Below are 24,235 nucleotides of genomic sequence, written 5' to 3'. Positions count from 1 at the left end.
GTAAACAGCTCGCAAAGAATTTTTAAATACGCCGCAGGAGAGATTCGCAATGGCTCAGCAGGGCAGTGGTTATCAGGCTCGCTATAAACGCATTCTACTCAAGCTTAGCGGCGAGGCCCTGATGGGCTCGGAAGAGTTCGGGATCGATCCAAAAGTGCTGGATCGCATGGCGCTGGAAGTCGGCCAGCTGGTCGGCATCGGCGTACAGGTCGGTCTGGTGATCGGTGGTGGCAACCTGTTCCGTGGCGAAGCCCTGAGCAAAGCCGGTATGGATCGGGTCACAGGCGACCACATGGGCATGCTGGCCACTGTGATGAACGCCTTGGCCATGCGCGATGCGCTGGAACGTGCCAATATCTCGGCCATCGTGATGTCGGCCATTTCCATGGTTGGCGTGACCGATCACTATGATCGCCGCAAAGCCATGCGCCACCTGAACTCCAAAGACGTCGTGATTTTCGCAGCCGGTACCGGCAACCCGTTCTTCACCACGGATTCGGCAGCCTGCCTGCGTGCAATCGAAATCGATGCCGACGTCGTGCTGAAAGCGACCAAGGTCGATGGCGTTTACACCGCTGACCCGTTCAAAGACCCGCATGCCGAGAAGTTCGATCATCTGACTTATGATGAAGTGCTGGATCGCAAGCTGGGTGTAATGGATCTGACCGCTATTTGCCTGTGCCGCGACCACAAGATGCCGCTGCGCGTATTCAACATGAACAAGCCCGGTGCCCTGCTGAACATCGTCCATGGCGGCGCTGAAGGCACCCTGATCGAGGAAGGTCAACAATGATCAACGAAATCAAAAAAGACGCTCAAGAGCGCATGCAAAAATCCCTGGACTCTCTGGCCCACGCATTCGGTCAGATTCGTACCGGCAAGGCTCACCCAAGTATTCTGGGTAGCGTGATGGTGCCGTACTACGGCGCAGACACCTCCATCACCCAAGTGGCCAACATCACTGTAAAAGATTCGCGCACCCTGCAAGTCGTTGCGTTCGAGCGCAACATGCTCGCAGCGGTCGACAAGGCAATCCAGAGCGCTGGCCTGAACCTCAACCCGACCAACCTGGGCGAGTTGTTGCTGATTTCCATGCCTGCCCTGACTGAAGAAACCCGCAAGGGCTTCACCAAACAGGCGCGCAGTGCTGCCGAAGACGCGCGTGTTGCCGTGCGCAACATTCGTCGTGACGCCTTGGGCGAGCTGAAAAAACTGGTCAAGGACAAAGAAATCAGCGAAGACGAAGAGCGTCGTGCCGCAGCCGATATTCAGAAGCTCACCGACAAGGCCGAGGCTGATATCGACACGGCTACCAAGCAAAAAGAAGCGGATCTGATGGCCGTATAAGGTTCGAGCTTTTAATGGACAAGACCAAGCAGACTGCGCCGTCCGCGGTGCCGCGCCATGTCGCGATCATCATGGATGGCAACAATCGCTGGGCGAAAAAACGCTTTATGCCGGGTGTCGCCGGGCATAAAGCGGGCGTGGATGCTGTGCGTGCGGTAATTGAGGTGTGCGCCGAGGCCAAGGTCGAAGTGCTCACCCTGTTCGCGTTTTCCAGTGAGAACTGGCAGCGTCCGGCCGATGAGGTCAGTGCCTTGATGGACTTGTTCTTCAAGGCATTGCGTCGTGAGGCCAAGCGCCTCAACGACAACAACATCAGCCTGCGCATCATTGGCGATCGTTCGCGCTTTCATCCGGAGCTTCAGGCGGCAATGCGTGAAGCCGAGGCGATGACGGCGGGTGCCAACCGTTTCATCCTGCAGATCGCCGCCAATTACGGTGGCCAGTGGGATATCGCGCAAGCTGCACAGCGTCTGGCGCGTGAAGTTCAGGCCGGGCACCTGCGTCCGGAAGACATCACTCCTGATCTGCTGCAAACCTGTCTGGCGACCGGCGATCTGCCATTGCCTGACTTGTGCATTCGTACCGGTGGTGAGCACCGCATCAGCAACTTCTTGCTGTGGCAACTGGCTTACGCCGAGTTGTACTTCTCCGACCTGTTCTGGCCGGACTTCAAACACGATGCCATGCGCAATGCGCTGGCCGATTTCGCTTCGCGCCAGCGTCGCTTCGGTAAAACGAGCGAACAGGTCGAAGCTGGAGCCCGGGTTTAATGCTTAAACAACGAATCATCACTGCACTGATCCTGCTGCCGATCGCCTTGTGCGGGTTTTTCCTGCTGGAAGGCTCCGGTTTTGCCTTGTTTATCGGTCTGGTTGTGACTTTGGGTGCCTGGGAATGGGCGCGTCTGGCTGGCTTCACCGGGCAAGCGTTCCGCGTGGGTTTTGCCGCCGTGGTCGCGTTCATGTTGTTCATCATGTACATCCTGCCCGGGCTTGCCCCGTGGGTGCTGGGTGCGTCTGTATTGTGGTGGGCGGCGGCGACCTGGCTGGTGCTGACCTATCCGCGCTCCAGCGTGCATTGGTCGAGTGCGGCAACCAAACTGGTCATCGGCCTGCTGATTCTGCTGCCGGCCTGGCAAGGCCTGGTGCAAATCAAACAGTACCCGCTGGGTAACTGGCTGATCATGGCTGTGATGGTGCTGGTCTGGGGCGCCGATATCGGTGCCTACTTCTCTGGTCGCAAATTCGGCAAGCGCAAGCTGGCTCCGCAAGTCAGCCCAGGCAAGAGCTGGGAAGGCGTCTACGGTGGTCTGGCGCTGAGTTTGCTGATTACAGCGATTGTCGGTCTGGTGCGTGACTGGACCGTCGCCGAGCTGCTTAAGGGCTTGATCGGCGCTGCGCTGATCGTCTTTATCTCGGTTGTCGGCGATCTGACCGAAAGCATGTTCAAGCGTCAGTCCGGCATCAAGGACAGCAGTAATCTGCTGCCCGGTCATGGCGGCGTGCTTGATCGTATCGACAGTCTGACCGCGGCAATCCCGGTATTTGCCGTGCTGCTGTGGATGGCGGCACCGTGAGTCGTCCTCAACAGATTACCGTTCTCGGTGCGACGGGCTCGATCGGTCTGAGCACGCTGGATGTCATTGCTCGTCATCCTGAGCGTTATCAGGTCTTCGCGTTGAGTGGTTTCACGCGCCTCAGTGAGCTTTTTGCTTTGTGCGTGCGCCATGTGCCGCAATTTGCCGTGGTGCCCGAGGCTGCTGCCGCGCGCGGCTTGCAGGACGATTTGCGTGCCGCCGGTTTACCGACCCGTGTGCTGGTGGGGGAGGAGGGCCTGTGTCAGGTCGCTGCTGCTCCGGAAGTCGATGCGGTGATGGCGGCGATCGTCGGTGCGGCAGGTCTGCGCCCGACCCTGGCGGCTGTCGAGGCTGGCAAGAAGATACTCCTCGCTAATAAAGAGGCGCTGGTGATGTCCGGCGCCTTGTTCATGCAGGCGGTGCGCAAGAGCGGTTCGGTATTGTTGCCGATCGATAGCGAACACAACGCGATTTTCCAGTGCATGCCACAGGATTTTGCCCGTGGATTGAGTTCGGTGGGTGTTCGTCGGATTTTACTCACAGCCTCTGGTGGCCCGTTCCGACAGACACCGATGAGTGAGCTGGCGCATGTTTCACCTGATCAGGCGTGTGCACACCCGAACTGGTCCATGGGGCGCAAGATCTCGGTCGATTCGGCCAGCATGATGAACAAGGGGCTCGAGCTGATCGAGGCCTGTTGGCTGTTTGATGCAAAACCTTCGCAGGTCGAGGTGGTGATTCACCCGCAGAGCGTCATTCACTCACTGGTCGATTATGTCGACGGTTCGGTGCTGGCGCAGCTGGGCAATCCCGACATGCGTACACCGATCGCCAATGCCTTGGCCTGGCCGCAGCGAATTGATTCCGGTGTCGCACCGCTGGATCTGTTCGCCATCGCGCGGCTGGACTTCGAGGCGCCGGATGAAGAGCGCTTCCCTTGCCTGCGTCTGGCACGGCAAGCTGCCGAGGCTGGCGACAGTGCGCCAGCGATGCTCAATGCGGCCAACGAAGTGGCAGTGGCAGCGTTTCTCGACGGACGGGTCCGTTACCCGGAAATCGCGAGTATCATCGAGGAGGTCTTGGATCTCGAGCCGGTGGTTGCGCTGGCAGATCTCGAAGCTGTGTTTACGGCAGATGCCAAGGCACGAGTTCTGGCAGAACAGTGGTTGAAGCGTCACGATCGATAGAATTTGCAACACAATGGCTACACGCGGCACTGAACAGGATTGCGGAGAAAGTAGATGAGCGCGCTCTATATGATTGCCGGCACCCTGATCGCCTTGGGTGTGCTGGTCACCTTTCACGAATTCGGCCATTTCTGGGTCGCGCGTCGCTGTGGCGTCAAGGTTCTGCGTTTCTCCGTAGGCTTCGGCATGCCGCTGCTGCGCTGGCACGACAAGCAGGGCACCGAGTTTGTGGTTGCCGCGATTCCGCTGGGCGGCTACGTCAAAATGCTCGACGAGCGTGAGGGTGAAGTTCCGGTTGATCAGCTAGATCAATCGTTCAACCGCAAATCCGTACGCCAGCGTATCGCCATTGTTGCGGCCGGGCCCATTGCCAACTTTCTGTTGGCGTTGGTGTTCTTCTGGGTATTGGCGATGCTCGGCAGCGAGCAGATTCGCCCGGTCATTGGTGCAGTTGAATCCGGCAGTATCGCCGCCAGTGCCGGTTTGAACGCTGGTCAGGAAATTGTTGCTGTCGATGGTGAGCCGACTACCGGTTGGGCCGCCGTCAATCTGCAATTGGTGCGACGCCTTGGTGAAAGCGGTTCTCTGCAGTTGCTGGTGCGTGAGCAAGGCTCGTCGGCGGATACGCCGCGTGAGCTGAAGCTGGACAATTGGCTCAAAGGCGCAGATGAGCCGGATCCGATTCGTTCTCTGGGTATTCGCCCGTGGCGCCCGGCGTTGCCGCCGGTGTTGGCTGAGCTTGATCCGAAAGGCCCGGCCCAGGCGGCCGGCCTGAAGACTGGCGATCGCCTGTTGGCCCTCGACGGTCAGGCGCTGAATGACTGGCAGCAAGTGGTTGATACCGTTCGTACGCGTCCTGATACCAAAATCATGCTGCGTATCGAGCGTGACAGTGCTCAAATCGACGTCCCTGTAACCCTGGCAGCGCGCGGTGAAAGCAAATCGCCTAGCGGATATCTGGGTGCGGGCGTAAAAGCTGTCGACTGGCCACCGGAGATGATCCGCGAGGTCAGTTATGGTCCGTTGGCCGCGATTGGCGAGGGTGCCCGTCGCACTTGGACCATGAGCATTCTGACACTCGATTCACTGAAGAAAATGCTGTTCGGCGAGCTCTCGGTAAAAAACTTGAGTGGACCGATAACCATTGCTAAAGTGGCGGGCGCTTCTGCCCAGTCGGGCGTCGCTGATTTCCTGAATTTCCTTGCTTATCTGAGTATTAGCCTGGGAGTTCTGAATTTGCTGCCCATTCCTGTACTGGATGGGGGGCATTTGTTGTTTTATCTGATCGAGTGGGCGCGTGGTCGTCCCTTGTCGGATCGGGTGCAAGGTTGGGGGATACAGATCGGTATCAGTTTGGTGGTCGGGGTGATGTTGCTTGCTCTGGTCAACGATCTGGGTCGACTGTAACGCTTCGCTGAATTGCGAATCTGCCGCATTTTGCGGCAGTTTGTTTATTGCCAGTTGGAATAAGAAAGGACTTCATGAAACGTCTGCTGCTAACTGCGGTTCTCACCGTATTGATGATCGCCGAAGTTCACGCCGAGTCCTTCACTATCTCTGATATTCGCGTCAATGGCCTCCAGCGGGTCTCCGCGGGTAGCGTCTTTGGTGCCTTGCCGTTGAACGTCGGTGAGCAGGCGGATGATCGTCGCCTGGTGGAATCCACTCGTGCGTTGTTCAAAACCGGTTTCTTTCAAGATATCCAGCTGGGCCGCGAAGGCAACGTTCTGGTCATCACGGTCGTCGAGCGTCCGTCGGTCGCCAGTATCGAAATCGAAGGCAACAAGGCGATCTCGACTGAAGACCTGATGAAAGGTCTCAAGCAATCCGGTCTGGCCGAAGGCGAGATCTTCCAGCGCGCCACCCTTGAAGGCGTGCGTAACGAACTGCAGCGTCAGTACGTCGCGCAAGGTCGCTACTCGGCTACGGTCGATACCGAAGTGGTATCGCAACCGCGTAACCGTGTCGGCCTGAAAGTGAAGATCAACGAAGGCACTGTTGCGGCCATTCAGCACATCAACGTGGTGGGCAACACGGTTTTCCCTGAGGAAGACCTGACCGACCTGTTCGAACTGAAAACCACCAACTGGCTGTCGTTCTTCAAGAACGATGACAAGTACGCCCGTGAAAAGCTTTCCGGTGACCTGGAGCGTCTGCGTTCCTACTACCTGGACCGTGGCTATATCAACATGGATATCGCTTCGACCCAGGTGTCGATCACCCCGGACAAAAAACACGTCTACATCACCGTCAACGTCACCGAAGGCGAGAAGTACACCGTTCGTGACGTCAAGCTCAGTGGTGATCTGAAAGTCCCTGAAGATCAGGTCAAGTCCCTGCTGCTGGTGCAGAAGGGGCAGGTGTTCTCGCGCAAACTGATGACCACCACGTCCGAGCTGATCACCCGTCGTCTGGGTAACGAGGGCTACACCTTCGCCAACGTCAACGGTGTTCCTCAGCCACACGATGACGACCACACTGTGGACATCCTGTTTGCTGTCGATCCGGGCAAGCGTGCCTACGTCAACCGCATCAACTTCCGTGGCAACACCAAGTCCGAAGACGAAGTGCTGCGTCGTGAAATGCGTCAGATGGAAGGTGGCTGGGCTTCGACTTACCTGATCGACCAGTCCAAGACCCGTCTTGAGCGTCTGGGCTTCTTTAAAGAAGTCAACGTCGAAACCCCGGCTGTTCCGGGTGTCGACGACCAGGTTGACGTGAACTATGCCGTTGAAGAACAGGCTTCCGGTTCGATTACCGCCAGTGTCGGTTTCGCCCAGAGCGCCGGTCTGATCCTCGGTGGTTCGATCACCCAGAACAACTTCCTTGGTACCGGTAACCGCGTCAGCATCGGTCTGACCCGCAGCGAATACCAGAGCCGCTACAACTTCGGCTACGTTGACCCGTACTGGACTGCCGATGGCGTGAGCCTGGGTTACAACGCGTTCTATCGCACCACTGACTACAAAGACCTCGACGTCGACGTAGCAAGCTATGCGGTAGACAGCCTGGGTGCCGGCGTGAACGTTGGCTACCCGATCAGCGAGACTTCGCGTCTGACCTTTGGCCTGTCGGTTCAGCAGGACGAGATCAAGACCGGTACCTACACCGTTGACGAGATTTTCGACTTCGTAAACAAGGAAGGCGACAAGTACCTGAACTTCAAGGCGTCGGCCGGCTGGTCCGAATCGACCCTGAACAAAGGCGTGCTGCCGACCCGTGGTCGTTCCCAGAGCCTGACCCTGGAAACCACCGTGCCGGGCAGCGATCTGTCGTTCTACAAACTCGATTACCGTGGTCAGCTGTTCCAGCCGATCAGCGAAAACTACACCCTGCGTCTGCACACCGAGCTGGGTTATGGCGATGGCTACGGTGGAACCGACGGCTTGCCGTTCTATGAAAACTACTATGCTGGTGGTTTCAACTCGGTTCGTGGCTTCAAGGACAGTACGCTTGGCCCGCGCAGTACGCCGAGCCGTGGTAACAACCCGGGTACGCTGGCTGACCCGGATCAGGATCCACTGCCGTTCGGTGGTAACGTCCTGATCCAGGGTGGTGTCGAGGTTCTGTTCCCGCTGCCATTCGTGAAAGATCAGCGTTCCCTGCGTACTTCGGTATTCTGGGATGTGGGTAACGTATTTGACTCGCAGTGCAAGGACACTACCAATGCGAACGGCTCGACGTCGAACACCAAGTGCAACGACATCAGCCTGAGCAACATGGCCAGTTCCGTTGGTGTGGGTGTGACCTGGGTCACCGCACTGGGTCCTCTGAGCTTCGCGTTGGCCATGCCGATCAAGAAGCCGGATGAGGCTGAAACTCAAGTGTTCCAATTCTCCCTCGGCCAGACGTTCTAAGTGTCTGACCCAAGATAACGACAATGGATTTTGTAGGAGTGCATCGTGCGTAAGTTGACTCAATTGGTTCTCCTGGCCTCCTTGATGGTGGCAGGCCCGGCATTTGCCGACATGAAAATTGCCGTTCTGAACTATCAGATGGCTTTGCTGGAATCCGACGCTGCGAAGAAATACGCCGTGGATGCCGAGAAGAAGTTCGGTCCGCAACTGACCAAGCTGAAAACGCTGGAAAGCAGCGCCAAGGGTATTCAGGATCGTCTGATGGCCGGTGGCGACAAAATGCAGCAAGGTGAGCGTGAGCGTCTGGAGTTGGAATTCAAGCAAAAGGCCCGCGACTTCCAGTTCCAGTCCAAAGAGCTGAACGAAGCCAAAGCTGTTGCCGACCGCGAAATGCTCAAGCAACTGAAGCCGAAGCTGGACAGCGCAGTGGAAGAAGTCATCAAGAAAGGTGGTTTTGACCTGGTGTTCGAGCGTGGCGCAGTCATCGATGTCAAACCTCAGTACGACATCACGCGCCAGGTAATCGAGCGCATGAATCAGCTGAAGTAACCCATGACCGTGACTATCAAGCTCGGCCAGTTGGCCGAGTTCCTCGGCGCCACCCTGCGTGGCGACCCTGAGACGAAAATTACTGGGCTAGCCACTTTGCAAGAGGCTGGCCCAGCTCAGTTGAGCTTTCTGGCAAACCCTCAATATCGCAAATACCTGGCGGGCTCGCAGGCAGCTGCATTGCTGCTCAAAGAAGCTGATGCCGAAGGTTTTGCCGGTAATGCGTTGGTGGTGCCGGATCCTTACCTGGCTTACGCGCGAATCTCTCATCTGTTCGATCCCAAGCCAAAAGCCACTGCGGGTATTCATCCGTCAGCGGTCATTGCGGCGGACGCGGTGGTTGATCCAACCGCCAGCATCGGCCCATTTGTGGTGATCGAGGCCGGTGCGCGAATTGGTGCGCAAGTGACGCTGGGCGCGCATTGCGTCGTCGGAGCCCGCAGCGAAATCGGTGAAGGCGGCTGGCTTGCCCCGCGCGTGACGCTGTATCACGACGTGCGCATCGGCAAGCGTGTGGTGATTCAGTCCGGTGCCGTACTCGGCGGTGAAGGCTTCGGCTTTGCCAACGAAAAAGGTATCTGGCAGAAAATCGCGCAGATCGGTGGCGTGACCATCGGCGACGATGTCGAGATTGGCGTGAACACCGCCATCGACCGCGGCGCTCTGGCCGATACCGTGATCGGCAATGGTGTGAAGCTCGACAACCAGATCCAGATCGCCCACAACGTTCAGGTTGGTGATCACACCGCCATGGCCGCGTGTGTTGGCATTTCCGGTAGCACCAAAATCGGCAAGCACTGCATGCTCGCTGGCGGTGTTGGCCTGGTCGGCCACATTGATATTTGCGACAACGTTTTCCTGACCGGGATGACCATGGTGACCCACTCGATTACCGAGCCAGGCGCCTATTCTTCCGGCACAGCCATGCAACCGGCGGCCGAATGGCGCAAAAGCGCGGCCCGCATCCGTCAGCTCGATGACATCGCGCGACGGTTGAAACAGCTGGAAAAGCGCGTAGGGGAAGTGACCCCTGACGGCAATGCTTCATCAGATGGCTGATACCATTTCCATATCAAGTGTGCACAGCCTCTAGACTGCCTCCTTGATTTGCTAGAGGAGTGCGCTTCAGTCGCGCTCCCAATCTTTACATAGGCTTCCCCCCGAAATGATGGACATCAACGAGATTCGCGAATACCTGCCTCACCGTTACCCGTTCCTGCTGGTGGACCGGGTGGTGGAACTGGACACTGAAGGCAAGCGCATTCGCGCCTACAAGAATGTCAGCATCAATGAACCGTTCTTCAATGGTCACTTCCCGGCGCATCCAATCATGCCGGGCGTACTGATCATCGAAGCGATGGCTCAGGCTGCCGGGATCCTCGGTTTCAAAATGCTCGATGTGAAGCCTGCCGATGGCACGCTTTATTACTTCGTCGGTTCCGACAAGCTGCGCTTCCGCCAGCCGGTGTTGCCGGGCGATCAACTGATTCTTGAAGCCAAGTTCATCAGCTGCAAGCGTCAGATCTGGAAGTTCGAATGCCAGGCTTCGGTCGATGGCAAGCCGGTCTGCTCGGCTGAAATCATCTGCGCGGAACGCAAGCTATGAGTTTGATTGACCCTCGCGCAATCATCGATCCATCGGCCGTCCTGGCTGATGGCGTCGAGGTCGGCCCGTGGTCGATCATCGGCGCAGGTGTGGAAATCGGCGAGGGTACCGTGATTGGGCCGCATGTAATCCTCAAAGGCCCGACCCGCATCGGCAAGCACAATCGCATCTACCAGTTTTCCTCGGTAGGCGAAGACACGCCCGATCTGAAATACAAAGGCGAAGAAACCCGTCTGGTGATCGGTGACCACAACGTCATCCGCGAAGGCGTGACGATCCACCGTGGCACCGTTCAGGACCGTTCGGAAACCACGCTGGGCGATCACAACCTGATCATGGCCTATGCCCATATCGGTCACGACAGCGTCATCGGCAACCACTGCATTCTGGTCAACAACACCGCGTTGGCCGGCCATGTGCACGTGGATGACTGGGCGATCCTCTCCGGGTTTACTCTGGTTCATCAGTATTGCCACATTGGCGCTCACAGCTTTTCCGGCATGGGCACCGCCATCGGCAAGGACGTTCCGGCGTTCGTCACCGTGTTCGGCAACCCGGCCGAAGCGCGCAGCATGAACTTCGAAGGCATGCGCCGTCGCGGTTTCAGTGAGGACGCGATCCACACCCTGCGTCGCGCTTACAAAACCGTCTATCGCCAAGGCCTTACGGTTGAACAGGCATTGGCCGAGTTGGCCGAGCCTGCTGCGCAGTTCCCGGAAGTCGCGATATTCCGTGACTCCATTCAGTCGTCGACTCGCGGCATCACTCGCTGATCATGGCCAATCTGCGTATTGCGCTGGTGGCGGGTGAAGCTTCCGGTGACATTCTCGGCGCCGGCCTCATGCGCGCGCTCAAGGCACAGCATCCGGCGGTCGAGTTCATCGGCGTCGGTGGTCCGTTAATGCAGGCCGAAGGCCTGACGTCCTACTTTCCCATGGAACGCTTGTCGGTCATGGGCCTGGTGGAAGTTCTCGGCCGGCTGCGCGAATTGCTCAAACGCCGCAAAGACCTGATCGCCACGCTGATCGCCGAGAAGCCAGACGCGTTCATCGGTATCGACGCGCCGGACTTCAATCTCAACATTGAATTGAAGCTACGTCAGGCCGGGATCAAAACCGTGCATTACGTCAGCCCTTCGGTGTGGGCGTGGCGGCAGAAGCGTGTGCTGAAGATCCGCGAAGGCTGTGACCTGATGCTGACGCTGCTGCCGTTCGAAGCAAAATTTTACGAAGAGATGGGCGTGCCAGTGCGGTTCGTCGGTCACACCCTGGCCGATACCATTCCATTGGAGGCCGATCGTGCTGCGGCCCGTGCCGAGCTGGGCCTGCCCGACGGCCCGCTGGTGGCGTTGATGCCCGGCAGTCGCGGCGGCGAAGTGTCTCGACTGGGTGCGCTGTTCCTTGATACTGCCGAACGCCTGCGTGCGTTGCGCCCGGGTTTGCGCTTTGTCATCCCGTGTGCCAACCCGGAGCGCCGCGCGCAACTTGAAGAGTTGCTTGCCGGCCGTGATCTGCCGGTGACCTTGCTCGACGGCAAATCCCATCTGGCCCTGGCCGCGTGCAACGCCGTGTTGATCGCCTCCGGCACCGCTACCCTTGAGGCGCTGCTATACAAGCGCCCGATGGTAGTGGCGTACCGTTTGGCGCCGCTGACGTTCTGGATTCTCAAGCGCATGGTCAAGAGCCCGTACGTGTCCCTGCCGAACCTGCTAGCCCAGCGTCTGCTGGTCCCGGAATTGTTGCAGGATGATGCGACGGTCGAAGCACTGGCGCAGACCCTGTCGCCATTGATCGAAGGTGGCGAAGAACAGACGCGCGGCTTTGATGAGATTCACCGCACATTGCGGCTGGACGCCTCCAATCAGGCGGCGGACGCCGTCCTTAACCTGATCGGTCAGACACGATGAGCAAGACAAGCATGCAGATGGGCCTGGATTTCACCTTGGTCGCCGAAGTTGAAGAACTGGTGGCCGGCGTTGATGAAGTCGGTCGTGGCCCTTTGTGCGGTGCGGTGGTGACGGCGGCGGTGATCCTTGATCCGAACCGGCCGATTCTCGGCCTCAACGACTCGAAGAAACTCACCGAAGCCAAGCGCGAAAAGCTCTACGACGAAATCATCGAGAAGTCCCTGAGCTGGTGCATTGCCCGCGCCGAAGTCGAAGAAATCGACGAGCTGAACATTTTGCACGCAACCATGTTGGCCATGCAGCGCGCGGTGGCCGGCCTGCACATTCAGCCAAAACTGGCGATGATCGACGGCAACCGCTGTCCGCAACTGCCGATGCGCGCCGAAGCGGTGGTGCAGGGCGACGGCAAGGTCCCGGCTATCGCTGCGGCGTCGATTCTGGCCAAAGTCAGTCGCGACCGTGAAATGGCTGCGTTCGAATTGATCTACCCGGGTTACGGCATCGGTGGCCATAAAGGCTACCCGACGCCCGTTCATCTGGAAGCGTTGGTGCGTCTTGGCCCTACGCCGATTCACCGGCGCTCGTTCGCCCCGGTGCGTCAGGCTTATGAAGCGCTGGAAGGCCTGACACAGGTTTAGTCGCAAGGCTGATGTTTTGTTCGAGGCCCGGTACAATCCGGGCCTTGTTGTCTCTATGTAACTGGACAGGATCACTATGCCGGCTTCATTCGTTCATCTACGCCTGCACACTGAATACTCCCTGGTCGACGGGCTGGTACGGATCAAGCCGCTGGTCAAGGCGCTGACGGCCATGAACATGCCGGCGGTCGCGGTCACCGACCAGAACAACATGTGTTCTCTGGTCAAATTCTATAAAAACACCATGGGCGCCGGCATCAAGCCGATTTGCGGCGCCGACCTGTGGCTGTCGAACAAGGACCCGGACGCACCGCTGAGCCGGCTCAGCCTGTTGGTGATGAACGCCAAGGGCTATCGCAACCTCACCGAGTTGATCTCGCGCGGTTTCATCGAAGGTCAGCGCAACGGCATGATCATTGTCGAGCGTGAGTGGGTTGCTGAAGCCAACGAAGGCCTGATCATGCTGTCCGCCGCCAAAGAAGGCGAGATCGGCATGGCCATGATCGGCGGCAATCCGGCCGAAGCCGAAGTGCTGGCGCGTGAATGGATGGCGGTGTTCCCGGATCGTTTCTATCTGGAAATCCAGCGCACCAACCGTCCTAACGATGAAGAGCAACTGCACGGTGCCGTCGCCCTCGCCGACAAACTCGGCGCGCCGCTGGTGGCGACCAACGATGTACGTTTCATCAAGCAGGAAGATTTCGCCGCCCACGAAACCCGCGTGTGCATCGGTGAGGGCCGCGCCCTCGACGATCCGCGGCGTTCGAAGAATTACAGCGATCAGCAATACCTGAAAAGCGCCGAGGAGATGATCGAGCTGTTCAGCGATATTCCCGACGCCATCGAAAACACCGTCGAGATCGCCAAGCGCTGCAACATCGAAGTGAAACTGGGCACTCACTTCCTGCCCAACTTCCCGATCCCCGATGGCATGACCATCGACGAGTATTTCCGAAAAGTCTCCTTCGACGGTCTCGAAGAACGCTTGTCGGTGCTGCTGCCCAAAGACACCACCGAAGACTATGAAGCCAAGCGTCAGGTCTACGTCGACCGCTTGAATTTCGAGCTGGATATCATCATCCAGATGGGCTTCCCCGGTTACTTCCTGATCGTTATGGACTTTATCCAGTGGGCCAAGAACAACGGCGTACCGGTAGGTCCCGGCCGTGGGTCGGGTGCCGGATCGCTGGTGGCCTACGTGCAGAAGATCACCGACCTCGACCCGCTGGAATACGACCTGCTGTTCGAACGTTTCCTTAACCCGGAACGGGTCTCGATGCCCGACTTCGACGTCGACTTCTGCATGGACGGTCGTGACCGCGTGATCGACTACGTGGCCGAGAAGTACGGTCGCAACGCGGTAAGCCAGATCATCACCTTCGGTTCCATGGCCGCCAAGGCTGTGGTGCGCGACGTGGCGCGGGTGCAGGGCAAGTCCTATGGCCTGGCGGATCGTCTGTCGAAGATGATTCCGTTCGAAGTCGGCATGACCCTGGAAAAAGCCTACGAGCAGGAAGAGATCCTCCGTGACTTCATCAAGGTCGATGAAGAGGCTGCGGAAATCTGGGAGATGGCACGCAAGCTCGAAGGCGTTGTGCGTAACGTCGGTAAACACGCCGGTGGTGTGGTTATCGCACCGACCAAACTGACTGACTTCTCGCCGATCTATTGCGACGAGGCCGGTGACGGTCTGGTAACCCAGTTCGACAAGGACGACGTTGAAGCGGCCGGTCTGGTGAAGTTCGACTTCCTCGGTCTGCGCACGCTGACGGTGATCGACTGGGCGCTGAAAACCATCAACCGCGACCGGGCCAAGGTCAACGAGCCGCCGTTGGACATTGCGTTCATCCCGCTCGACGACAAGCCTACGTATACGTTGTTGCAAAAAGCTGAAACCACAGCGGTGTTCCAGCTTGAGTCCCGAGGTATGAAAGAGCTGATCAAAAAGCTCAAGCCCGACTGCCTGGAAGACTTGATCGCACTGGTGGCCCTGTTCCGTCCGGGCCCACTGCAATCGGGCATGGTTGACGACTTTATCAACCGTAAGCACGGTCGCGCCGAGCTGGCGTATCCGCACTCCGATTACCAATACGAAGGCCTCAAGCCTGTGTTGGCGCCGACTTACGGCATCATCCTGTATCAGGAACAGGTGATGCAGATTGCCCAGGTCATGGCCGGTTACACACTAGGTGGTGCGGACATGCTCCGTCGCGCCATGGGTAAGAAAAAGCCCGAAGAAATGGCCAAGCAGCGCGGCGGCTTCATTGAAGGTTGCAAGACCAACAATATTGACGCTGATCTCGCGGGTAACATTTTTGACCTGGTGGAAAAATTCGCCGGTTACGGTTTCAACAAGTCTCACTCCGCCGCTTATGGTCTGGTTTCCTATCAGACCGCTTGGCTGAAAACGCACTACCCGGCGCCGTTCATGGCTGCGGTACTGTCGGCGGATATGCACAACACCGACAAGGTCGTGACCTTGATCGAAGAAATTCGCACCATGAAGCTGCGTCTCGACGCGCCGGATGTGAATACTTCGGAGTTCAAGTTCACGGTGAACGATGAGGGCCGGATCATTTATGGCCTGGGCGCGATCAAAGGCGTAGGCGAGGGGCCGGTTGAGGCGATCACTGAGGCGCGTCTGGCAGGGCCGTTCAAGGATCTGTTCGATTTCTGCGCCCGGGTCGACCTCAAGCGCATCAACAAACGCACGCTCGACGGCTTGATTCGCAGCGGTGCTCTGGATCGCCTTGGCCCGTACTTCCACGATGAGCAAAAAGCCTACCAGGCCAACATCGACCGCAACCGCGCGGTGCTGCTGACGGCCATGGAAGAGGCGATCAAGGCCGCCGAACAAACTGCACGCACTCAGGACAGCGGGCACTCGGACCTGTTCGGTGGACTGTTCGTCGAAGAAGACGCTGACGTTTACGCCAACCATCGCAAGGCCAAGGAGTTGACGCTCAAGGAGCGGCTCAAAGGAGAGAAAGACACCCTGGGCCTGTACCTGACCGGTCACCCGATTGATGAATACGAAGGTGAAATCCGTCGTTTCGCCCGCCAGCGCATCATTGATCTGAAACCGGCGCGAGATACCCAGACCGTCGCGGGCATGATCATTGCGCTGCGGGTCATGAAGAACAAGAAGGGCGACAAGATGGGGTTCATCACCCTGGATGACCGCTCTGGACGCATCGAGGCCTCGCTGTTTTCCGAGTCGTTCCATGCGGCGCAGTCGTTGTTGCAGACTGACGCGATGGTGGTCGTCGAAGGCGAGGTCAGCAATGACGACTTCTCCGGGGGGCTGAAGCTGCGGGTCAAGCGCGTGATGAGCATGGAAGACGCCCGCACCAACCTGGCCGAAAGCCTGCGTCTGAAGCTTCAGACTCAGGACTTGAAAGGCGATCAGCTACGCTGGTTGGGCGATCTGCTCAAGCGTCACCGCGGCGCTTGCCCGATCACCATGGAGTACACCAGCCCGGATGCGAAGACCTTGCTGCAGTTTGGCGAGACGTGGCGAATCGACCCGGCGGATGCCTTGATTCAGGCTCTGCGTGACCAGTTCGGGCGAGACAACGTCTTCCTCCAATACCGTTGACCGGCGAGTGCCATTATTGCGCTTGCCCGCAACCTGAATTTTTAATCTCGACCTCAGCGCGCCTCTCCCTTAAGGTAGGGCGCGAATAGACAACCGGCCGGCCCAAGCTCATTTGGGACACGACCCAAGACGGACGCCTATGAACCCGAATTTTCTAGATTTCGAACAGCCGATCGCCGACCTGCAAGCCAAGATCGAAGAGTTGCGCTTGGTCGGTAATGACAATTCGCTGAATATCGGCGATGAGATCTCCCGCCTGCAGGACAAAAGCAAAACGCTGACCGAAGACATCTTCGGCAAGCTGACCAGCTGGCAGATCGCACGCCTGGCGCGTCACCCGAAACGCCCGTACACCCTCGACTATATCGAGCACATCTTCACCGAGTTCGACGAACTGCACGGCGACCGTCACTTCTCTGACGACGCGGCAATCGTTGGCGGTATCGCCCGTCTGGAAGATCAGCCGGTGATGATCATCGGTCACCAGAAAGGCCGTGAAGTCCGTGAGAAGGTGCGCCGCAACTTCGGCATGCCGCGTCCGGAAGGCTACCGCAAGGCTTGCCGCTTGATGGAAATGGCCGAGCGTTTCAAGATGCCGATCCTGACCTTCATCGACACCCCGGGTGCTTACCCTGGTATCGACGCTGAAGAGCGCAACCAGAGCGAAGCAATTGCCTGGAACCTGCGCGTGATGTCGCGCCTGAAGACCCCGATCATCGCCACCGTTATCGGTGAGGGTGGTTCCGGTGGTGCACTGGCGATCGGCGTCTGCGATCAGTTGAACATGCTGCAATACTCGACCTACGCGGTGATCTCGCCCGAAGGTTGCGCTTCGATTCTGTGGAAAACCGCTGAAAAGGCGCCGGATGCTGCTGAAGCGATGGGCATCACCGCTGAGCGTCTGAAAGGCCTGGGCATTGTCGACAAGGTGATTGGCGAGCCTCTGGGCGGCGCGCACCGTGATCCGGCTGCCGCCGCTGCGTCGATCCGTGCCGAGCTGAGCTCGCAACTGGCGATGCTGAAGAAGTTCGATAACGAAGCGCTGTTGAAGCGTCGTTATGATCGACTGATGAGCTACGGTCTCTAAGTCGAACGCAATACCTCTGTAGGAGTGAGCCTGCTCGCGATGAGGGCGTAACATTCAACCAATGTGTTGGCTGTCACACCGCTATCGCGAGCAGGCTCACTCCTACATTTGTTTTGGGGCAAAGAGTTAGATATGGGTCAGTCCATGATTGATTTGCCTTCCCGGCTTCTGCGCAACCTTGAGCCTTGGCGCAATGCCGCTCATTGGCGCATTGCCTTCTCTGGTGGTCTCGACTCCACCGTCCTGCTGCATCTGCTCGCCGATCTCGCAAAAACCGAATCTCTCCCCCCGTTAAGCGCTGTTCATATCCATCACGGTCTTCAGGCTGCGGCTGATGCGTGGCCACAACACTGCCAGTCTGTCTGTGATGCGCTGGGGGTGCCGTTGCTGATTGAGCGGGTGAGGGTGCAGCCGGGTGCGAGTCTGGAGCGAGCGGCGCGGGATGCGCGGTACGCCGTGTTCGGTTCACTGACGCAAGCCAATGATCTGTTGCTGACAGGTCAGCATCGCGATGATCAGGCGGAAACGCTGTTGTTTCGACTCATGCGTGGTGCCGGTGTGCGCGGATTGGCGGGGATACCTGCACAGCGGCCAGTGGGGCAGGGCATGCTGATTCGCCCGTTGCTGGACGTCTCTCGTTCCGAACTGGAGGCGTATGCGCAGGCTCATCAATTGCGCTGGATTGAAGACCCGTCGAATCAGGATCGACAGTTTTCGCGCAATTACCTGCGGCATCAGGTCATGCCGTTGCTGACCGAGCGCTGGCCGCAAGCGCAGGCGAGCATGGTCCGCAGCGCCGCGCATCTGCGTGAGGCCAAGGGACTGCTTAATGAGTTGGCGCAGATCGATCTGACAACCGCCGCCACCGCGCATGATTTCGAATGGCTGGGGCTGCCTTCGCTGGAACTGGCGCCGCTGGCTGCGCTGTCTGCTGCGCGTCAACGAAATGTAATCAGCCATTGGCTCGAACCGCTGACCCGTTTGCCCGACACTGACCATTGGTCGGGTTGGACCGATCTCTGCGAAGCCGGCCACGACGCTTCGCCCGTTTGGCGCCTGGCCGACGGTGAGTTGCACCGAAGCGCCGGTCGTGTGTGGTGGCTCAGCGGTGACTGGCTGCGTTCACCAGTGATCGGGTGCGAGTGGCAGAGCCCGGCGTCAGCGCTACGCTTGGCCGATAACGGACGTGTCATGCTCAGCGGGCAGACTCCTTCCGTGCCGCTGCGCATTGCCTATCGTCAGGGCGGTGAGGTCATGCATCTGGGGGGGCGCGGTCACCGTGATCTCAAGCGCCTGCTCAATGAGCGCGCGGTGCCGGGCTTCGTCCGTGGCAGATTGCCGCTGCTGTTTCGCGACGATGAATTGCTCGCGGTGGCGAACCTGCCGGGGCTTGATGGCAATGAGCTGGACGGCTGGAAATTGCATTGGCAGCCAACAGACGAAGATCAAGGTTTGAGCTGAAAGGAGCATTCCGGTAGACTACGCTCCCTTCTTGATACAACTTCTGTGGATTCGCCTGAATTGCAGGAGTTGCCGATTACCAAGCAGTCTTTGCTGGGCGATTCCAAAAAATGTGTAGCGAGCAACGTACCGGTGTTTCACCTGCCGGTCTGTCCCAACGCGGCGGTTTTTTTGAAAGGTGCACTGTGATTAATGCAGGTGATCGGGGGCTTCGGCCTTCCTTCGCTTTCCCCGGCGGCTCGTACCGCTTTAACGCAGACTTCTAGGGTTTTTCATGACGCGCTACATATTCGTCACGGGCGGTGTTGTTTCTTCATTGGGGAAAGGCATTGCATCGGCTTCATTGGCAGCCATCCTGGAGGCGCGGGGACTTAAGGTCACCATGCTGAAGCTGGATCCGTACATCAACGTCGATCCGGGCACCATGAGCCCGTTCCAGCACGGTGAAGTGTTCGTCACCCACGACGGCGCCGAAACCGACCTGGACCTGGGTCACTACGAGCGGTTCATCCGCACGACCATGACCCAGAACAACAACTTCACCACTGGCCGTGTCTACGAGCACGTGCTGCGCAAAGAGCGCCGTGGTGACTACCTGGGTGCGACCATCCAGGTGATCCCGCACATCACCGACGAAATCAAGCGCCGCATCATCAAAGGTGCCGGTGACGCTGACGTGGCGATGGTTGAAATCGGTGGCACTGTTGGTGACATCGAGTCGCAACCGTTCCTCGAAGCCATCCGCCAACTGCGTTTCGAAGTCGGCGCCAAGCGCGCGATGCTGATGCACCTGACGCTGGTGCCGTACATCGCCACCGCTGGCGAGACCAAGACCAAACCAACTCAGCACTCGGTAAAAGAGCTGCGTTCGATCGGTCTGCAGCCGGACGTGCTGGTATGCCGTTCCGATCACCCGATCGATATCTCGTCGCGTCGCAAGATCGCTCAGTTCACCAACGTTGAAGAACGTGCAGTGATCGCGCTGGAAGACGCCGACACCATCTACAAGATCCCGGGCATCCTGCATTCGCAGGGTCTGGACGATTTCGTCGTTGAGCGTTTCGGTCTGCAATGCGGCAGCGCTGATCTGTCCGAGTGGGAAGCGGTGGTTGACGCCAAGCTGAACCCGGAACACGAAGTGACCATCGCCATGGTCGGCAAGTACATGGAGCTGCTGGACGCCTACAAGTCGCTGATCGAAGCGATGAGTCACGCCGGCATCAGCAACCGCACCAAGGTCAACCTGCGTTACATCGATTCCGAAGACATCGAAAACCAGGGCACTGCGCTGCTCGAAGGTGTCGACGCGATCCTCGTACCGGGCGGCTTCGGTCTGCGCGGCGTGGAAGGCAAGATCACTGCGGTTCAGTACGCTCGCGAAAACAAGGTTCCGTACCTGGGTATCTGCCTCGGTATGCAAGTGGCGGTCATTGAGTTCGCCCGTAATGTGATGGGCTGGAAAGACGCCAACTCCACCGAGTTCGATCGCGCCAGCGGCCATCCGGTTGTCGGTCTGATCACCGAGTGGGAAGACGCTACCGGTGCCGTTGAAGTGCGTACCGAGTCGTCCGACCTGGGTGGCACCATGCGCCTCGGCGCTCAGGACTGCCTGCTCGAAGCCGGCTCCAAGGTGCACGACTGCTACGGCAAGGACGTGATCGTCGAGCGTCACCGTCACCGTTACGAAGTGAACAACAACCTGCTGCCACAACTGATCGAAGCCGGCCTGAAAATCTCTGGTCGCTCCGCTGATGCTGCGCTGGTTGAAGTGGTTGAAGCGGCCGATCACCCATGGTTCGTTGCTTGCCAGTTCCACCCAGAGTTCACCTCGACACCACGCGATGGCCATCCGCTGTTCAGCGGTTTCGTCAAGGCAGCGTTGGCTCAACACCAGAAGAAGGCGTAACCCCGATGGCTCAAAAGATCATCCGCGTCGGCGATATCGAGATTGCCAACGACAAACCCATGGTGCTGTTCGGCGGCATGAACGTGCTGGAAAGCCGTGACATGGCCATGCAGGTTTGCGAAGAGTACGTAAAAGTCACCGAAAAACTCGGTATCCCTTACGTGTTCAAAGCCAGTTTCGACAAGGCCAACCGTTCTTCTGTGACCTCCTACCGTGGTCCTGGCCTGGAAGAGGGCATGCGCATCTTCCAGGACATCAAACAAGCCTTCGGCGTGCCGATCATCACCGACGTCCACGAGCCTGAGCAGGCCGCGGTCGTCGCTGAGGTTTGCGACATCATTCAACTGCCGGCCTTCCTGTCGCGCCAGACCGATCTGGTTGTCGCGATGGCCAAGACCAACGCAGTCATCAACATCAAGAAAGCCCAGTTCCTCGCGCCTCAGGAAATGAAACACATCCTGAACAAGTGCGTGGAAGCGGGTAATGATCAATTGATCCTCTGCGAGCGTGGTTCGAGCTTCGGCTACAACAACCTCGTGGTCGACATGCTCGGCTTCGGCATCATGAAGCAGTTCGAGTATCCGGTATTTTTCGACGTGACCCATGCGCTGCAAATGCCTGGCGGTCGCGCCGACTCCGCCGGCGGTCGCCGTGCACAGGTTCTGGATCTGGCCAAGGCTGGCATGAGCCAGGGCTTGGCGGGTCTGTTCCTCGAAGCGCATCCGGATCCGGACAACGCCAAATGCGACGGCCCTTGCGCCTTGCGTCTGGACAAACTGGAGCCATTCCTGGCCCAGCTCAAAGCTCTGGACGAACTGGTGAAGAGTTTTCCGACGGTAGAAACCGCGTAAACCTCAATTCTCCGGTAAAGTACCGCACGATTTGTCGCTCATGCCCTCGGGCATGAGCGTTATCGTCTGCAAGCCTGCCCGCTGCACCCCCCCTTGCCGACGGTAAAAAGATTTCCTCTAGCTGCGTCGTTTTCGTCAACTTTGGAGTGTTTACAACAATGGCAAAAATCGTCGACATCAAAGGTCGTGAAGTTCTCGACTCCCGTGGCAATCCCACCGTGGAAGCGGACGTGCTTCTCGACAACGGCATCATCGGCAGCGCTTGCGCGCCGTCCGGTGCATCCACTGGCTCGCGTGAAGCGCTCGAGCTGCGTGATGGCGACAAGAGCCGTTATCTGGGCAAGGGCGTGCTCAAAGCGGTAGCCAACATCAACGGTCCGATCCGCGATCTGCTGCTGGGCACCGACCCAAGCGACCAGAAAGCCCTGGATCACGCGATGATCAAGCTCGACGGTACTGAAAACAAGGCAACTCTGGGCGCCAACGCCATCCTCGCGGTGTCCCTGGCTGCGGCCAAGGCTGCTGCACAGGACCAGGACCTGCCGCTGTACGCACACATCGCCAACCTCAACGGCACTCCGGGTGTCTACTCGATGCCGGTACCGATGATGAACATCATCAACGGTGGCGAGCACGCCGATAACAACGTCGACATCCAGGAATTCATGGTGCAGCCGGTTGGCGCCAAGTCTTTCTCGGAAGGTCTGCGCATGGGCACCGAGATTTTCCATCACTTGAAAGCTGTGTTGAAGGCCCGTGGCCTGAGCACTGCCGTTGGCGACGAAGGCGGTTTCGCACCGAACCTGGCGTCCAACGAAGACGCGTTGAAAGTGATCTCCGAAGCTGTGGCCAACGCCGGTTACAAGCTGGGCACCGACGTGACCCTGGCGCTGGACTGCGCGGCCAGCGAATTCTACGAAGACGGCAAGTACAACCTGTCCGGCGAAGGCCAGGTGTTCACCGCTGAAGGTTTCGCTGACTATCTGAAAGGTCTGACCGAACGTTATCCGATCATCTCGATCGAAGACGGTCTGGACGAGTCCGACTGGGCTGGCTGGAAAATCCTCACCGACAAGATCGGCGAGAAGGTTCAACTGGTAGGCGACGACCTGTTCGTGACCAACACCAAGATCCTGAAAGAGGGCATCGATAAAAACATCGCCAACTCGATCCTGATCAAGTTCAACCAGATCGGCACCCTGACCGAAACCCTGGAAGCCATCCAGATGGCCAAGGCTGCCGGTTACACCGCCGTGATCTCGCACCGTTCGGGCGAAACCGAAGATTCGACCATTGCCGACCTGGCTGTGGGCACCTCGGCTGGCCAGATCAAGACCGGTTCGCTGTGCCGTTCCGACCGCGTTTCCAAGTACAACCAACTGCTGCGTATCGAAGAGCAGTTGAATGGCAAGGCCAAGTACAACGGTCGCAGCGAGTTTCGCGGCTAAGTACAAATCGATGGAAGGACACCGGATTGTGTCGAAAAAGTCGTGACAGCGATGGATTTGCCACTAATCTGATGCCTTAACAGCACAAGCCTGGGTCTTCCAGGCTTCGTGCTATCAGATGCTTCAAAGTTTTGGCGTGGCTGTCTTTTTTCACTGGATACCTGATATTCGATGCGCAGTCCTTACTGGTTGTTTCTCGTTTTGCTCTTGCTACTGGCCGGTCTGCAGTACCGCCTGTGGGTGGGCAATGGCAGTTTGGCGCAGGTCGCCGAGCTGAATCAGCAGATTGCTGATCAACATGCCGAGAACGAAGGTTTGCTGGAGCGCAACCGGGTGATGGACGCTGAAGTCAGCGAGTTGAAAAAGGGCATGGAGACCGTTGAAGAGCGGGCTCGTCACGAACTGGGCATGGTCAAGGACGGCGAAACCCTTTACCAGTTGGCCCAATGATCAATTCCCTGCCGGCCTTCTGGGCCGTGATTCCTGCCGCGGGCGTCGGTGCCCGAATGGCCGCGGACCGTCCCAAGCAATACCTGCAACTGGGCGGGCGCACAATTCTCGAACACAGCCTCGGCTGTTTCCTCGATCACCCAAGCCTTAAAGGGCTGGTGGTCAGTCTTGCTGTTGATGATCCTTATTGGCCGAACCTGGCGAGCGTCAACGATCCGCGTATTCAGCGGGTTGATGGCGGGGCCGAGCGTTCCGGTTCGGTGCTCAATGCCTTGCTGCATTTGCATGCGCAGGGTGCCGATGATGAGGATTGGGTGCTGGTGCACGATGCGGCACGGCCGAATCTGAGTCGCGAAGATCTCGACAAGTTACTCGATGAACTGGCGGATGATCCGGTCGGCGGTTTGCTCGCCGTCCCTGCGCGCGACACGTTGAAGCGCGTCGATAAGCATGGGCGCGTTGTGGAAACCGTGGATCGTAGTGTGATCTGGCAAGCCTATACGCCGCAGATGTTCCGCCTCGGTGCGTTGCATCGGGCGTTGGCGGACAGTCTGGTGGCGGATGCGGTGATTACTGACGAAGCTTCGGCGATGGAGTGGGCTGGCCTGGCGCCGCGACTGATTGAAGGGCGGGCGGATAACCTCAAGGTCACCCGGCCTGAAGATCTCGAATGGTTGCGTCAGCGTTGGGCGAATCGCCGCTGAGTGCAGTGGTGCTTGTCAGATTGCCTTCGCGAGCAGGCTCGCTCCCACATTTGATTTGTGCCAG

21 protein-coding genes are annotated in these 24,235 nt (G+C 58.4%); all 21 read left to right on the top strand.

Annotated elements, in window-relative coordinates; genetic code table 11:
* The first annotated feature begins 49 nt into the window (after positions 1-49).
* A complete protein-coding gene (gene pyrH / locus KBP52_RS12695; RefSeq protein WP_003222124.1) occupies positions 50-793 on the top strand; it encodes a UMP kinase in 744 nt (247 codons plus the stop codon).
* On the top strand, positions 790-1,347 hold the full coding sequence (gene frr / locus KBP52_RS12690) for a ribosome recycling factor (protein WP_007908855.1): 558 nt from the start codon (positions 790-792) through the stop codon (positions 1,345-1,347). Before pyrH ends, frr begins: the two co-directional genes overlap by 4 nt.
* A 14-nt stretch (positions 1,348-1,361) precedes the next feature.
* Positions 1,362-2,117 (top strand): polyprenyl diphosphate synthase, encoded by a 756-nt coding sequence (gene uppS, locus KBP52_RS12685; protein ID WP_007908854.1) that lies wholly within the window; start codon positions 1,362-1,364, stop codon positions 2,115-2,117.
* Complete coding sequence (locus KBP52_RS12680) at positions 2,117-2,923, top strand: phosphatidate cytidylyltransferase (protein ID WP_038357900.1); 807 nt, start codon at positions 2,117-2,119, stop codon at positions 2,921-2,923. Before uppS ends, KBP52_RS12680 begins: the two co-directional genes overlap by 1 nt.
* Entirely contained in the window at positions 2,920-4,110 is a 1,191-nt protein-coding gene (ispC, locus tag KBP52_RS12675; RefSeq protein WP_116028745.1) for a 1-deoxy-D-xylulose-5-phosphate reductoisomerase, read from the top strand. The genes KBP52_RS12680 and ispC overlap by 4 nt, the downstream gene beginning before the upstream one ends.
* A gap of 54 nt (positions 4,111-4,164) precedes the next feature.
* Complete coding sequence (gene rseP, locus KBP52_RS12670; protein ID WP_116028746.1) at positions 4,165-5,517, top strand: sigma E protease regulator RseP; 1,353 nt, start codon at positions 4,165-4,167, stop codon at positions 5,515-5,517.
* Between the two features lie 74 nt (positions 5,518-5,591).
* Positions 5,592-7,967, top strand: a complete 2,376-nt coding sequence (gene bamA / locus KBP52_RS12665) for an outer membrane protein assembly factor BamA (protein WP_212622872.1) — start codon at positions 5,592-5,594, stop codon at positions 7,965-7,967.
* A gap of 45 nt (positions 7,968-8,012) precedes the next feature.
* On the top strand, positions 8,013-8,516 hold the full coding sequence (locus KBP52_RS12660) for an OmpH family outer membrane protein (protein ID WP_007908849.1): 504 nt from the start codon (positions 8,013-8,015) through the stop codon (positions 8,514-8,516).
* Between the two features lie 3 nt (positions 8,517-8,519).
* Entirely contained in the window at positions 8,520-9,575 is a 1,056-nt protein-coding gene (gene lpxD / locus KBP52_RS12655) for a UDP-3-O-(3-hydroxymyristoyl)glucosamine N-acyltransferase (protein ID WP_077571322.1), read from the top strand.
* Positions 9,576-9,681: 106 nt separating this feature from the next.
* Positions 9,682-10,122, top strand: coding sequence for a 3-hydroxyacyl-ACP dehydratase FabZ (gene fabZ / locus KBP52_RS12650; RefSeq protein ID WP_003222142.1), 441 nt, complete (start codon positions 9,682-9,684; stop codon positions 10,120-10,122).
* Positions 10,119-10,895: an acyl-ACP--UDP-N-acetylglucosamine O-acyltransferase gene (gene lpxA / locus KBP52_RS12645; protein WP_007908847.1), complete on the top strand. Its 777-nt coding sequence runs from the start codon at positions 10,119-10,121 to the stop codon at positions 10,893-10,895. The genes fabZ and lpxA overlap by 4 nt, the downstream gene beginning before the upstream one ends.
* Positions 10,896-10,897: 2 nt before the next feature.
* Positions 10,898-12,028, top strand: a complete 1,131-nt coding sequence (lpxB, locus tag KBP52_RS12640) for a lipid-A-disaccharide synthase (protein ID WP_212622871.1) — start codon at positions 10,898-10,900, stop codon at positions 12,026-12,028.
* A gap of 11 nt (positions 12,029-12,039) precedes the next feature.
* Positions 12,040-12,666: a ribonuclease HII gene (gene rnhB / locus KBP52_RS12635; protein ID WP_007908845.1), complete on the top strand. Its 627-nt coding sequence runs from the start codon at positions 12,040-12,042 to the stop codon at positions 12,664-12,666.
* Positions 12,667-12,742: 76 nt separating this feature from the next.
* On the top strand, positions 12,743-16,264 hold the full coding sequence (gene dnaE, locus KBP52_RS12630) for a DNA polymerase III subunit alpha (protein WP_077571324.1): 3,522 nt from the start codon (positions 12,743-12,745) through the stop codon (positions 16,262-16,264).
* A 139-nt stretch (positions 16,265-16,403) separates the two neighbouring features.
* The gene (locus KBP52_RS12625) at positions 16,404-17,351 is read left to right on the top strand and encodes an acetyl-CoA carboxylase carboxyltransferase subunit alpha (RefSeq protein WP_038357918.1); all 948 of its coding nucleotides are present in this window, start codon (positions 16,404-16,406) and stop codon (positions 17,349-17,351) included.
* A gap of 132 nt (positions 17,352-17,483) precedes the next feature.
* Positions 17,484-18,812: a tRNA lysidine(34) synthetase TilS gene (gene tilS / locus KBP52_RS12620; RefSeq protein ID WP_212622870.1), complete on the top strand. Its 1,329-nt coding sequence runs from the start codon at positions 17,484-17,486 to the stop codon at positions 18,810-18,812.
* A 274-nt stretch (positions 18,813-19,086) separates the two neighbouring features.
* The gene (locus KBP52_RS12615; protein WP_007908841.1) at positions 19,087-20,718 is read left to right on the top strand and encodes a CTP synthase; all 1,632 of its coding nucleotides are present in this window, start codon (positions 19,087-19,089) and stop codon (positions 20,716-20,718) included.
* A 5-nt stretch (positions 20,719-20,723) separates the two neighbouring features.
* Positions 20,724-21,569 (top strand): 3-deoxy-8-phosphooctulonate synthase, encoded by an 846-nt coding sequence (gene kdsA, locus KBP52_RS12610; RefSeq protein WP_077571326.1) that lies wholly within the window; start codon positions 20,724-20,726, stop codon positions 21,567-21,569.
* Between the two features lie 158 nt (positions 21,570-21,727).
* Entirely contained in the window at positions 21,728-23,017 is a 1,290-nt protein-coding gene (gene eno, locus KBP52_RS12605; protein ID WP_007908839.1) for a phosphopyruvate hydratase, read from the top strand.
* Positions 23,018-23,188: 171 nt separating this feature from the next.
* Entirely contained in the window at positions 23,189-23,467 is a 279-nt protein-coding gene (ftsB, locus tag KBP52_RS12600) for a cell division protein FtsB (protein ID WP_007908838.1), read from the top strand.
* Entirely contained in the window at positions 23,464-24,171 is a 708-nt protein-coding gene (ispD, locus tag KBP52_RS12595) for a 2-C-methyl-D-erythritol 4-phosphate cytidylyltransferase (RefSeq protein ID WP_116028749.1), read from the top strand. Before ftsB ends, ispD begins: the two co-directional genes overlap by 4 nt.
* Positions 24,172-24,235: the final 64 nt, after the last annotated feature.

Source organism: Pseudomonas sp. SCA2728.1_7 (assembly GCF_018138145.1).
GTDB classification, from domain to species: domain Bacteria; phylum Pseudomonadota; class Gammaproteobacteria; order Pseudomonadales; family Pseudomonadaceae; genus Aquipseudomonas; species Aquipseudomonas koreensis_A.
The sequence above is the reverse complement of the archived record's forward strand: the minus strand, read 5'-3'. Positions and strand labels throughout refer to the sequence as shown.